Below are 12,433 nucleotides of genomic sequence, written 5' to 3'. Positions count from 1 at the left end.
GCTGCAAAGTAAAACCTTATTTTCGGCAAACGGGTAGTATCGAATGCTGTGAGCAACCTCAGTGGGATGGACAGCACGATGAAAACGATACAAGTGGACGTGGCCGTGATCGGTAGCGGCACGGCCGGCATGACGGCGCACAAGGCGGCGCGCATGCAGGGCAAGCGCGTGCTGATGATCGAAAGCGGGCCGTACGGCACGACGTGCGCCAGGGTCGGCTGCATGCCCAGCAAACTCCTGATCGCGGCGGCCGAGGCGGCCCATGCGGTGGCCGCCGCGCCCGCTTTTGGCGTGCACCCAGGCCCCGTGCGCATCGACGGCCAGCAAGTGATGGCCCGGGTGCGCAGCGAGCGCGACCGCTTTGTCGGCTTCGTCCTCGACGGCGTCAACGCCATTGCCGACGAAGAAAAGCTGCGCGGCCATGCGCGTTTTATTTCCCCCGGCACATTGCAGGTGGATGAACACACGATTGTCGAAGCGGCCAGCGTGGTCATCGCCACCGGTTCCACGTCCATCGTGCCGCCCGAGTGGCAAGCTGCCGGCGACCGGGTCATCACCAGCGACGCCGTGTTCGAGTGGACGGACTTGCCGCGCTCGGTCGCCGTGGTCGGCGGCGGCGTCATCGGCCTGGAGCTGGGCCAGGCGCTGGCGCGGCTGGGCGTGCGCGTGACCCTGTTTGCGCGCGGCAATAAGGTCGCGCAGCTGACGGACCCGCTGGTGCTGCGGGAGGCGGGCGCCGTGCTGGCGCGCGAACTCGACATCCGCTTCCAGACCACGGTGGCGCATGTGGAAAAAACGCCGGATGGCAGCGGCATCGTGCTCACCAGCCGCGATGGCGATGGTCAGGAAAAAACCGAGCAGTTCGAGTATCTGCTGGCCGCCATCGGCCGCCGTCCGAACGTGGATCACATCGGCCTGGAGACGGCGCAAATCGAGCTCGACCGCCACGGCATTCCCCTGCATGACCCGCACACCATGCAGTGCGGCAAGAGCGCCATCTTCATCGCCGGGGATGCCGACAACGCCTTGCCGCTGCTGCCCGAAGCGGCCGACGAGGGCCGCATCGCGGGCGACAACGCGGCGCGCTTTCCTGACGTCAAACCGGGCTTGCGCCGCACGCCCTTGACCATCGCCTTCACGGAACCGCAGATCGCCACCCTGGGCGCCACCTACCAGCAACTGTGCGTGAGCCACGCGGGCCGCTTTGCCGTCGGTGCCGTGTCGTTCGGCAACCAGGGCCGCAGCCGCGTAATGCTGCAAAACCAGGGCTTGCTGCGCGTGTATGCGGAGTTCGGCAGCAAGCGCTTTCTCGGCGCCGAGCTGATCGGCCCACGGGCGGAACACCTGGGGCACTTGCTGGCCTGGGCGTGCCAGGCGCAGCTGACGGTGCCCGCCATGCTCGACATGCCGTTCTACCACCCCGTCATCGAGGAAGGCGTGCGCACGGCCTTGCGCGAGCTGGCGCTGCACCTGGAAAAAGACCCGGAACACGCAGCGGGCTGCGCCGATTGCTCGCCTGGCGTCTGATGCAATTTTGATATTTACACAATTTTGTAGACAAGCGCACATGATTGCGCGATCATCGCTGCCACATTGAAATATTGATTAAAAGCAAAAAACATTTCAATTGGTACTCGCCGCTGATGCCAGGATGGTAAAAACAAGCGGGTGAAGGCGATGATGGAGACGATGTGAAAATTCGGCGCATTTACGCGGGAGAACTCGCCCTGGGCGTGGCCCTGCCCTGGGACGTGCATGGCGAGACGGGCAGTTTGCTGGCCAGGTTGGGGCATGTCATCAGCAGCGAGAACCAGATCGCATTGCTGCTGGCGCGCGGCGTCATCGCCGATACCAGCGCCGACGTGCCGCGCACGGCCACGGAAGCACCGTCGGCCCTGCGTATGCTGAACCTGGTCACGGCTGGCCTGGCCCGCGTCTTGCCGGCCATTGCCGCCGGGCAGGCGGGCAGCCACGCATCGCTGGCGCTGCTGGCGCAGCTGGTGGAAGAGGCGGTGGCACTGGACGCCGACGTGGCGCTGGCCTGCATCCTGCACAACCAGGGCGCGGGCGACTTTGCCGTGCGCCACAGCGTCGACACGGCCGTCATCACGGCCCTGCTGGCGCGTGCCCTGAAACTCGATGACGATGTGATCCGCAGCGTGCTACTGGCAGCGCTGAGCATGAATGTGGGCATGCTGGAACGCCATGCGGATTTCCAGCACAAGGCGGGGCCGCTGGACGCGCAGGAACGCGCTTATTTGCGCGCCCATCCGCAAGCGGGTGTCGACTTGTTGCGCGCGGCCGGCGTCACGGACGCCGTCTGGCTGCAAGCCGTGCTGCAGCACCATGAAAATATCGATGGCAGCGGCTATCCGCTGGGCACGCAAGGCGAGGCGATCGGCATCGGCGCGCGCCTGATCATGCTGGCCGACCGCTATTGCGCGCGCGTGTCAAGGCGCAGCTACCGCCAACCCCTGCTGCCGAATGTGGCCCTGCGCGAAATGCTGATGGCCGACAAGGCCACGCTGGATGCGCCGCTGGCCTCGCTGCTGGTGCGCGAGCTGGGCATCTACCCGGTCGGCACCTTCGTCAAGCTGTTGAATGGCGAAATCGGCGTCGTCACGCGCAAGGGTTTGAATGCCACCACGCCCCACGTGCAGTCGCTGATCGGCCCGCGCGGCGCGCGCCTCGACGTGCCGCTGCGGCGCGACACGCGCGTGGACTTGCACGCCATCCGCGAAGTGCTCAGCGCGGAGCAGGCGGGGCTGCAGTTTCGCCCCGACCAGCTGTGGGGCCGCAGCGCACGAATTTAATCTAGTTCAGCAAGCCCGCATCCAGCCGTCCTTCGAGCGCCAGTTCGCGCATGATGCGCACCGTGTCGATGTCGGATTCCTTGTAGGCGGAGCGGCGGAAGTCGTCGTACAGGGCGTTGGCCGCATCGGTGGCCGCGTCGTGGCCGTCGTCGTACTGGAAGCGCACCCACAGGCTCGCCTCATCGGGCATCTCGATGGTCATCACCAGCGAGGAGGCGCTGATATCCTGTTGCGCCGGCACTTCGTAGCGCACTTGCAGTTGCGGCACCAGCACCACCTTGTCGTTGATGACCAGCTCGCCATAGCGCAGGCTGCGCGCGAAGCCGGCATCGCAGCGCTCGCTGATCCGGCACTCGTCCAGGTGCGGCACGAACAGCCTGGGCGATTCGGCGCGCAAGACGAGGCCGCGCCAGACCTGTTCCAGGCTCAAGGTGTCGATCAGCGGGTTCAAGGGATCGTTGATTTCAATCAGGTGTTCAAATTTCATGGGACTGTCATTCGGTAAGTGGGCGCGCACGGGCGATACAGGCGGAATGGTACTCCAGGCTTGGCATCGCCGCACGCATGGCATGGGCCAAGATGGCGGCAATTAGCGAGATATCAATGCCATTGCCTGTTTTTCAGGCATGGCCCGCCATGCAATTTGCCCATGCGACGCTGTTACAATGGGCTGCTGTTCCCTGCGGAAATACCCTCGATGTCCAAAGCACCACAGTTCGGTCTGAATGCGCCCCAAAGCGAAGCGGTTACCTACCTCGACGGCCCTTGCCTGGTGCTGGCGGGCGCCGGTTCGGGCAAGACGCGCGTGATCACGCAAAAGATCGCTCACCTGATCGAAGACCGGGGCTATGACCCGCGCACCATCGCCGCGCTGACCTTCACCAACAAGGCGGCGCTGGAAATGCAGGAACGCATCGCCAAACTCTTGAAGCAACCGCGCCAGGCCAAGCAGTTGACGGTGTCGACCTTCCACTCGCTGGGCGTGAAAATCCTGCGCCAGGAAGCCAATGGCGTGGGACTGAAGGACCGCTTTTCCATCATGGACAGCGACGACTGTTTTTCCCTCGTGCAAGACCTTGCCATTACCACCGATAAACAGGTGATACGCGGTATCCAGGGCGCCATGTCCTTGTGGAAAAACGGCCTGATCGACCCGGACATGGCGCTGGCGCAAGCCAAGGACGAGGACGAGGCGAACGCGGCGCGCATCTACCGCAGCTATGTGGCCACCTTGTCCGCCTACCAGGCCGTCGATTTCGACGATCTGATCCGCCTGCCCGTGGAACTGTTCCGCAACAACGGCCCCGTGCGTGACAAGTGGCAGCGCCGCCTGCGCTATCTGCTCGTCGACGAGTACCAGGATACGAACACCTGCCAGTACGAACTGGTGAAACTGATGGTGACGGGCATCGGCAAGAAGCCGATGTTTACGGCCGTGGGCGACGACGACCAGGCCATTTATGCCTGGCGCGGCGCCACCGTGGAAAACCTGAAAACGCTGGAGACGGATTTCCCCGACTTACGGGTCATCAAACTGGAGCAGAATTACCGCTCCACCATGCGCGTGCTGAACGCGGCCAATGCCGTCATCGGCAACAATCCTAAATTGTTTGAAAAGTCGCTGTGGTCGGAACACGGCCTGGGCGAGCCGATCAAGGTGCTGGGCATGCAGACGGACGAGCAGGAGGCGGAGCAGGTCGCCATCATGATCTCGGCCGACCATTTCGAACGGAAAAATAAATTTTCCGATTATGCGATTTTGTACCGGGGCAATCACCAGGCGCGCATCATCGAGCAGTGTCTGCGCAAGGAACGCATCCCGTACACGATCTCCGGTGGCCAGAGTTTCTTCGACAAGGCCGAGATCAAGGACATCATCAGCTACCTGCGCTTGCTGGCGAACGAAGACGACGACCCGGCCTTCATTCGTGCCGTGACGACGCCGCGCCGCGGCGTGGGGCAGTCGACTTTGGAAGTGCTGGGCGCGTTTTCGGGGCAGTGGCAGTGCTCGCTGTTCCAGGCCGTCTTTAAAGGCGGCATCGAGGCCAAGCTGACGGACCGCCAACTGGGGCCGCTGCGCGATTTCTGCAACTTCATCAACGATCTCGAATCGCGCGCCAGCCGCCCGGGTGCGGCAGGCAGCGGCGACAACGCGGCCGAAGTGCTGGACGACATGATGAAGGAAATCCACTACGAATCGTATCTGTACGATGCCTTCGAGGAACGGCAAGCGCAAAGCAAGTGGCAGAACGTGCTGGAATTCGTCAACTGGCTGAAGGAACGGGGCCGGGGCGGCAAGGACCGCGACGGCGAAGAAAAGAACGTGCTGGAACTGACGCAGATGGTGGCCCTGATGACCATGCTCGAAGGCAAGGACGAGGAGCAGGACGCCGTGCGCATGTCGACCCTGCACGCGTCAAAGGGTCTGGAATTTCCGCACGTGTTTCTGGTGGGCGTGGAAGAGGGGATCTTGCCGCACAAGGGCGACCCTGATGCGCCGGCCGAAACCATCGCCGCGCGCATCCAGGAAGAGCGGCGGCTGATGTATGTGGGCATCACGCGCGCCCAGCGCACCTTGCACGTCACCTGGTGCAAGAAGCGCAAGCGGGCGGGCGAGCAAGTTCATTGTGACCCGTCGCGTTTCATCAAGGAAATGCAACTCGATGTGGGCGACGCCGTGCCGACGGAAGCGGAAATCATTTCGCCGAAAGAACGTCTGGCGCGCATGAAGGCCTTGCTGGCCACGCCGAAAGTTTAATTAGAGAACGTTCAGGCTTCCACGGCGCCGTCCGGCGTGGTTTTGGGCACGATGGTCAGCTGCATGCCCAGCGCATCGAGCATCTTCAAAATGGTTTCGAAACGCGGCTTGCTGCCTTCGCGCAAGGCTTTATACGCGCCTTCGCGCGTGATGTCGGCCCTGGCCGCCACCTTGCCCATGCCGTAGGCGCGCACCACGTCGTTCATGGCGGACTGGAACAGCTCGGCGTTGCCGGTGGCGACGATTTCGCTCATGTAGGCGGCCACGGCGGCTTTGCTGGTCAGGTGTTGCGTTGGGTCAAATTTGCTCAGGCCTAATGCTTCCAGGTCGTCGAGGTCGAAGGTGTCATGGTCGCTATGTCGGTGCATTTTTTTCGTGCTCCTGTGGATGCCGCCGCCGCTTTCTTCAGGGCCGCCTGCCGGGCTTTCAAGTCCTTGAGTATCGCTTGCGCCTGCTTGATGTCGCGCCGCTGGCTCGATTTGTCGCCACCCAGCAGCAACAAGATCAGGGTGCCCCGATTGGTTTCGTGAAAGTACACGCGCCAGCCCGGTCCCGTCTGTAAAAAGTGCAGTTCGCACACGCCTTCGCCCACTGGCCGCCAGTCGCCCTTTTTACCATGTTGCAAATGCTTGATGCGCGCATCAATGGCGGCGGCCGCCACGTCATGCAGGGAATCTTCCCAGCGCCGGTATTCGGCCGTCTTGCGCGTATCGATCAGGTCAGGCAAAGTGGATACGTCCATTGTAATCGTTTGTTCTCATTCGTCAAGCGGTTTGATTCAGCCATCAGGGAAGAATAGGCAGAAATGGCCACCTGACCGATGGGGAATGGACGAGGTTTGTGCTGGCTCACGCCGCTGCGGCGGTAGAATGCCGCTTTCAGTCAGGAATCACCGAGAGCACCATGGACAATGCAGAACAGATGGAAACACGTTTCGTCGATATCGAAATCAAGCTGGCGCAGCAGGAAGACCTGGTCGAGTCGCTGAACCAGATGGTGTACCAGCAGGGCAAGCGCATCGATCAATTGGAAGCGATGCTGCACAAGCTGGGCGAACACGTGCGCGACGGGGCGCAGCAGGCAAACGGCGGACTGGTCAACGACCGTCCGCCGCACTATTAATCAAGGGAATTGCCTGGGGACTGTTGCTCGTCCAGCGCGATCCATGCCGGCAACTGGTGCTTGCGCCGGTCGCGGGCATAGACGCTGGCCATGGCGATGCCAAACAGGCTGCCTGCCGCACAGGCCGCCATCAGCGCCGCCAGGGGTGATAACGGGGTGGCGGCATCGGGCCGCGACCAGAAAAAAAACCACATGATCAGGCCCCAGAACATGCCGAACCAGAGTCCCATGCCGAGCGCGGTACGCAGGAAAGACTGGAAATGCGGCGGCGGAACCTGCACGCTGGCCTTCCACAACAGGCGTATCAGCGGCGGCGCATAGTGGCTGCGGGCCATGCCCGTGTTGCTCAACAGTTCCAGGGCGCGTGTCTTGCGCTGCTCAAAGCTCATGGATTCTCCGGTTGCCGAATGGATACTATATGCGATACAGGTCAGCTGAGTATTGATATTTTGCATTGCATATCCGGAGAGCCGGGCATGAAAACCTTTCATGTATGGGCGTATCGCTACCATCGGTAGTTGCGGGTGACGCAAGTGTGTCAGGCTGTTATTATTTCAGGCTGGCCCGCGACACAATCGCGGCTCTCTTGCGTTTCTTGAAAGAAGACATGACCCGTCCAACAATGCTCGTCATCGCCGCCAGCCTGATGCTGGCGCCAGCCGCCGCCGCTTTTGCCGCTACCGCGGCCTTGCCTGCCTCGAACCCGTTTGCGCAGGCCAGCAGCCTGCCATTTCACTATCCACCGTTCGACAAGGTGCAGGATGCCGATTACGCACCCGCCTTTACGGCAGGCATGGCCGCCAACCTGGCGGAAATCGACGCGATTGCGAATAACCGGAAGCCGGCCACGTTCGATAACACCATCGTCGCCATGGAACGCTCGGGCCAGCTGCTGAGCCGCGTGCGCACCGTGTTTTCCGTGATGTCCGGCTCGAACACGAATGAGACGATCCAGGGCCTGGAACGCGAACTGGCGCCGAAGATGGCGGCCCACAGCGACGCGGTCATGCTCAACGACAAACTCTTCAAGCGCGTCGACAGCCTGTACGCCAAGCGCGACAAGCTGGGCCTGGATGCCGAATCGAAACGCCTGCTGGAACGCTATCACACGGACTTCGTGCGCGCGGGCGCCAAGCTGTCGGCGGCGGACAAAGAAAAGCTGCGCGCCTACAACGGCCAGCTGGCGGCCCTGTCGACCAAGTTCGCGCAAAATGTACTGAAGGAATTGAACGCCTCGGCTGTCGTCGTCGATACGCGCGAAGAACTCGACGGCCTGTCGCCGGCCGCCATCGAAGTGGCCGCCGGCCTGGCCAAGAAGCGCGGCCTGGATGGCAAATACGTGATCGCCCTCGTCAACACGACGGGCCAGGCGCCGCTGTCGCTGCTGACCAACCGCGCCGTGCGCGAACGCATCATGGCCGCTTCGCAAGCGCGCGGCAGCCGTGGCGGCGAGTTCGACAATACCGCCGAAGTGCTGGCACTGGCAAAGCTGCGCGCCGAACGTGCCGCGCTGATGGGCTACCCGAACTACGCGGCGTATTCGCTGGAAGACCAGACGGCGCACGACACCACCGCCGTGAACGCCCTGCTGGGCGAATTGGCGAAGCCGGCCGTCGTCAATGCGCGCCGCGAAGCGGACGATATCCAGAAGGTCATCGATGCAGGCAAAGGCGGCTTCAAGGTGGGCGCCGCCGACTGGGCTTTCTATAGCGACAAGGTACGCGCCGAACGCTACAACTTCGATGAGACGCAATTAAAACCGTACTTTGAAATGCACAGCGTCTTGACCCGTGGCGTGTTCTTTGCCGCCGGTAAATTGTACGGCTTGACCTTCAAGCAGCGCACCGACTTGCCCGTCTACACGGCCGACATGCTGGTGTACGACGTCTTCAATGAAGACGGCACGCAGCTGGCCATTTTCACGCTGGACCCTTACGCGCGCAGCAACAAGCGCGGCGGCGCCTGGGCAAATGCCTACGTGGGCCAGTCGAGCTTGCTGAACCGCAAGCCGGTGATTGCGAATAACCTCAACATTCCGAAGCCGGAAGCGGGCCAGCCGACCCTGATGACGTTTGACGAAGTCAACACCATGTTCCACGAATTCGGCCATGCGCTGCATGGCATGTTTTCGAACGTGAAATACCCGCGCTTCGCCGGCACCAGCGTGCCGCGCGACTTCGTCGAATACCCGTCGCAAGTCAACGAAATGTGGGCGCTGTGGCCGGAAGTGCTGCAAAACTACGCCAAGCACTACCAGACGGGCGCGGCTATTCCCGCCGAACTGCTGGCCAAGGTGACGGCGGCCGACAATTTCAACCAGGGCTATAAAACCACGGAATACCTGGCGTCGGCCCTGCTGGACCAGCGCTGGCACCAGCTGACCCCGGCACAGATCCCCACCGACGTGCTGGCGTTTGAAAAAACCGCCTTGACGGACGCGGGCGTCGATTTCGCCCCGGCGCCGCCGCGCTACCGCACCACGTATTTTTCGCACGCGTTCGCGGGCGGTTATTCGGCCGGCTACTACGCGTATCTGTGGTCGGAAAAGCTCGATGCCGATACGGTCGAGTGGTTCAAGGAAAACGGCGGCCTGACGCGCAAGAATGGCGACTGGTTCAGAGCCAAGTTGCTGTCGCGCGGCGGCAGCGCCGATGCGCTCGACATCTACCGCAACTTCCGCGGCCGCGATGCGAAGATCGAGCCGCTGCTGCAACGCCGTGGCCTGAGCGTTAAATAAGCCGGCAAGTAATCGGGTGATGCCGGCGTCAAGGCCGGGTCAATGAAAAAATGGCTGCCAAGCAATTGGCGGCCATTTTTATTTGGCGATTTTAATTATAAACCGTGGTAAACCGCGCATTTGGCGTGCTGCACCACAGGATCACCCATGTTGGATGACGCCTGTGTAACAGACTGCTATGATCTGCCACTGGCCCGCGACGCGATCGCGGTTCTTCCCGCGCTTCCTGAAAGATGTCATGATCCGTCCACAACTGCTCGTCATCGCCGCCAGCGTCATGCTGGCCCACGCCGCTCCTTCCGCCCTGGCCGCCGCCGCACCTGCCGCCGCCATCAGCGCCCAGAATCCTTTGCTCAAAGTCAGTCCGCTGCCATTCCAGATGCCGCAGTTCGGCCTGATCAAGGATGCTCACTATGCGCCGGCGTTTGCCGAAGGCATGAAACGCCAGTTGGCCGAAGTCAACGCGATTGCCAGCAACCGCCAGCCGGCCACGTTTGAAAACACCATCGTCGCGCTGGAGCGCACGGGGCAGCTGCTGCACCGCGTACAAAGCATCTTCAGCAACATGACGTCGACCAATACCAATGCCGTGCTGGAAGCGGTGGAAGTGGATGTGTCGCCCAAGCTGGCCGCGCATGGCGACGCCATCACCCTGAACCCGAAACTGTTTGCCCGCATCGACACCCTGTACGCCAAGCGCGACAAGCTGGGCCTCGATGCCGAATCCTTGCGTCTGCTGGAACGTTATCACACGGATTTCGTGCGCGCCGGCGCCAAGCTGTCCGATGCGGACAAGGAAAAACTGAAAGCCTATAACGCCGAGCAGGCGGGCCTGGAAACGGCCTTCGCGCAAAACGTGCTGAAGGAAACGAATGCCAAGAGCCTCGTCGTCGACACCCGTGCCGAACTGGCCGGCATGACGGACAGCGATATCGATACGGCCGCCGCGGCCGCCAAGGAACGCGGCTTGACGGGCAAGTTCGTCATCGCCCTGGTCAACACCAGCGGCCAGCCGCCATTGGCCGTATTGACGGATCGCAAGACACGCCAGCGTTTGATGGACGCTTCGCTGAACCGGGGCAGCCAGGGCGGCGAGTTCGACAACCGCGCCATCGTGCTGAAACTGGCCAAATTGCGCGCCGAACGGGCCACCTTGCTCGGTTACGCCAATTACGCCGCCTATTCGCTGGAAGACCAGACGGCCAAGACGACGACCGCCGTCAACACCTTGCTGTCGGAACTGGCGAAACCGGCTGTCGCCAATGCGCGCCGCGAAGCGGCCGACCTGCAGCAAGTGGTCGATGCGGAAAAAGGCGGTTTCCAGGTAGCGGCGGCCGACTGGGCCATCTACACGGACAAGCTGCGCAAGCAACGTTTCAACTTTGATGAAAACGAGCTGAAACCGTATCTGGAACTCAACAGCGTGCTGAACAACGGCGTCTTCTTTGCCGCCAATAAACTGTACGGCATCAGCTTCAAGCAACGTACTGATTTACCGGTGTACAACCCGGACGTGCGCGTCTACGACGTTCTGGATGCCAACGGCAAGCCGCTGGCCCTGTTCATCGCCGACTTCTATGCGCGTGGCAACAAGCATGGCGGCGCGTGGATGAATGAATACGTGTCGCAATCATCGCTGATGGGCACGCATCCCGTTGTCGCCAACCAGTTGAATATTCCGAAGCCACCGGCCGGTCAGCCGACGCTATTGACGTTCGATGAAGTGACGACGATGTTCCACGAATTCGGCCATGCGCTGCACGGCATGTTCTCGAACGTGAAATACCCGCGCTTTGCCGGCACCAGCGTGCCGAGCGACTTCGTCGAGTATCCATCGCAAGTCAATGAAATGTGGGCCGTCTGGCCGGAAGTGCTGCAAAACTATGCCAAGCACTACCAGAGTGGCGCGGCCATGCCGCAGGAATTGCTCGACAAGGTCACGGCGGCGAAGAAATTCAACCAGGGCTTCATGACGACGGAATATCTGTCGGCGGCCCTGCTGGACCAGCGCTGGCACCAACTGGCGCCGAGCCAGATTCCGACCGACGTGCTGGCCTTTGAAGCGGCATCGCTGAAAGACGCGGGCGTCGACTACGCGCCCGTGCCGCCGCGCTACCGCACCAGCTACTTCTCGCACAGCTTCTCGGGCGGCTACTCGGCGGCATACTATGCCTACCTGTGGTCGGAAAAGCTGGACGCCGAATCGGTCAACTGGTTCAAGGAAAACGGCGGCCTGACGCGCAAGAATGGCGACTGGTTCCGCAGCAAATTGCTGTCGCGCGGCGGCAGCGTCGATGCGCTGCAACTGTTCCGCGACTTCCGCGGCCGAGATGCCACCGTGGAACCATTGCTGGAACGCCGCGGCTTGAACGCGAAGTAAGCCGTCCTCATCAGAAGCTTGCGTTGCGTTGACATGGCGCACGCAAGCTTTCTGTGCCGGCGGCGTAGAATTGAGTAAGATGTAAATGAAGACGTAACCAAGGCAGTCGAAAGAGTATATGAGTCAGCAAGATTTGAATGGCATCACCCTGGAAGGTATCGTGACGCGCCTGCACGCCCACTACGGTTGGGACGGCCTGGCCAAGCACATCGATATCAATTGCTTCATCAGCGATCCCAGCATCAAGTCGAGCCTGAAGTTTTTGCGCAAGACCCCGTGGGCCAGGAGCAAGGTGGAACAATTGTTCCTGGACACGCAATTTACTGACTGACAGGAAAAAGATATGGATAGCAAACTCAAGGAATCGCTGCAACAGCTGCATTCGACACTGGCAACCAGCGGCCCCGTCGATGAAGAGCTGCATGGTTTGCTGCAAAAACTCGATGTCGACATCAAGTTGCTGATGGAAAAGCGCGCCGCGCAGGCACAGGACGAAGAGTCGACCACGTATGGGCTGGCCGAGCGCAGCCAGGAATTGTCGGCCAAGTTTGCCGTCAAGCATCCGAAACTGGAGCCGGCGCTGCGGGAACTTGGCGAGATTCTCGCCAATATGGGGATCTGAT

At 61.6% G+C, this 12,433-nt stretch carries 12 protein-coding genes; 8 read left to right on the top strand and 4 right to left on the bottom strand.

Going from position 1 to position 12,433, the window contains the following annotated elements:
* The first annotated feature begins 78 nt into the window (after positions 1 to 78).
* Both K0F86_RS19115 and K0F86_RS19110 read left to right on the top strand, forming a co-directional pair.
* Positions 79 to 1,527 carry a dihydrolipoyl dehydrogenase gene (locus K0F86_RS19115; protein ID WP_219135855.1) on the top strand — a complete coding sequence of 483 codons (1,449 nt, stop codon included), beginning with the start codon at positions 79 to 81 and terminating at the stop codon, positions 1,525 to 1,527.
* Positions 1,528 to 1,691: 164 nt separating this feature from the next.
* Positions 1,692 to 2,813: an HD-GYP domain-containing protein gene (locus tag K0F86_RS19110; protein WP_257572238.1), complete on the top strand. Its 1,122-nt coding sequence runs from the start codon at positions 1,692 to 1,694 to the stop codon at positions 2,811 to 2,813.
* A 1-nt stretch (position 2,814) separates the two neighbouring features.
* On the opposite strand, the gene K0F86_RS19105 is transcribed toward K0F86_RS19110, so the two are convergent.
* Positions 2,815 to 3,300 (bottom strand): SRPBCC family protein, encoded by a 486-nt coding sequence (locus K0F86_RS19105; protein WP_219135854.1) that lies wholly within the window; start codon positions 3,298 to 3,300, stop codon positions 2,815 to 2,817.
* Between the two features lie 210 nt (positions 3,301 to 3,510).
* Here K0F86_RS19105 and K0F86_RS19100 point away from each other — a divergent pair, with 210 nt between their 5' ends.
* Positions 3,511 to 5,571 carry a UvrD-helicase domain-containing protein gene (locus tag K0F86_RS19100; RefSeq protein WP_219135853.1) on the top strand — a complete coding sequence of 687 codons (2,061 nt, stop codon included), beginning with the start codon at positions 3,511 to 3,513 and terminating at the stop codon, positions 5,569 to 5,571.
* 11 nt (positions 5,572 to 5,582) lie between these two features.
* On the opposite strand, the gene K0F86_RS19095 is transcribed toward K0F86_RS19100, so the two are convergent.
* Positions 5,583 to 5,939: an addiction module antidote protein gene (locus K0F86_RS19095; RefSeq protein WP_219135852.1), complete on the bottom strand. Its 357-nt coding sequence runs from the start codon at positions 5,937 to 5,939 to the stop codon at positions 5,583 to 5,585.
* Positions 5,885 to 6,313, bottom strand: a complete 429-nt coding sequence (locus K0F86_RS19090) for a type II toxin-antitoxin system RelE/ParE family toxin (protein ID WP_219135851.1) — start codon at positions 6,311 to 6,313, stop codon at positions 5,885 to 5,887. The genes K0F86_RS19095 and K0F86_RS19090 overlap by 55 nt, the downstream gene beginning before the upstream one ends.
* Before the next feature lie 161 nt (positions 6,314 to 6,474).
* On the opposite strand from K0F86_RS19090, the gene K0F86_RS19085 reads away from it, so the two are divergent.
* Positions 6,475 to 6,693: a SlyX family protein gene (locus K0F86_RS19085; protein ID WP_219135850.1), complete on the top strand. Its 219-nt coding sequence runs from the start codon at positions 6,475 to 6,477 to the stop codon at positions 6,691 to 6,693.
* Here the strand turns inward: K0F86_RS19085 and K0F86_RS19080 are convergent.
* Entirely contained in the window at positions 6,690 to 7,184 is a 495-nt protein-coding gene (locus tag K0F86_RS19080) for a DUF6404 family protein (RefSeq protein WP_219135849.1), read from the bottom strand. The genes K0F86_RS19085 and K0F86_RS19080 overlap by 4 nt on opposite strands.
* A 116-nt stretch (positions 7,185 to 7,300) precedes the next feature.
* Here K0F86_RS19080 and K0F86_RS19075 point away from each other — a divergent pair, with 116 nt between their 5' ends.
* The 4 genes from K0F86_RS19075 (at position 7,301) to K0F86_RS19060 (ending at position 12,432) form a co-directional block, all read left to right on the top strand.
* A complete protein-coding gene (locus K0F86_RS19075; protein WP_257572237.1) occupies positions 7,301 to 9,430 on the top strand; it encodes a M3 family metallopeptidase in 2,130 nt (709 codons plus the stop codon).
* A gap of 238 nt (positions 9,431 to 9,668) precedes the next feature.
* On the top strand, positions 9,669 to 11,810 hold the full coding sequence (locus K0F86_RS19070; protein ID WP_219135848.1) for a M3 family metallopeptidase: 2,142 nt from the start codon (positions 9,669 to 9,671) through the stop codon (positions 11,808 to 11,810).
* A 118-nt stretch (positions 11,811 to 11,928) separates the two neighbouring features.
* Positions 11,929 to 12,141, top strand: a complete 213-nt coding sequence (locus K0F86_RS19065) for a VF530 family DNA-binding protein (RefSeq protein WP_070219603.1) — start codon at positions 11,929 to 11,931, stop codon at positions 12,139 to 12,141.
* 12 nt (positions 12,142 to 12,153) lie between these two features.
* On the top strand, positions 12,154 to 12,432 hold the full coding sequence (locus K0F86_RS19060) for a DUF4404 family protein (RefSeq protein ID WP_219135847.1): 279 nt from the start codon (positions 12,154 to 12,156) through the stop codon (positions 12,430 to 12,432).
* The last annotated feature ends 1 nt before the right edge of the window (position 12,433 follow it).

The organism is Janthinobacterium sp. UMAB-60, assembly GCF_900095235.1.
Classification (GTDB): Bacteria; Pseudomonadota; Gammaproteobacteria; order Burkholderiales; family Burkholderiaceae_D; genus Janthinobacterium.
Note: the sequence above shows the minus strand (reverse complement) of the source record. Positions and strands in the feature narration are given on the sequence as shown.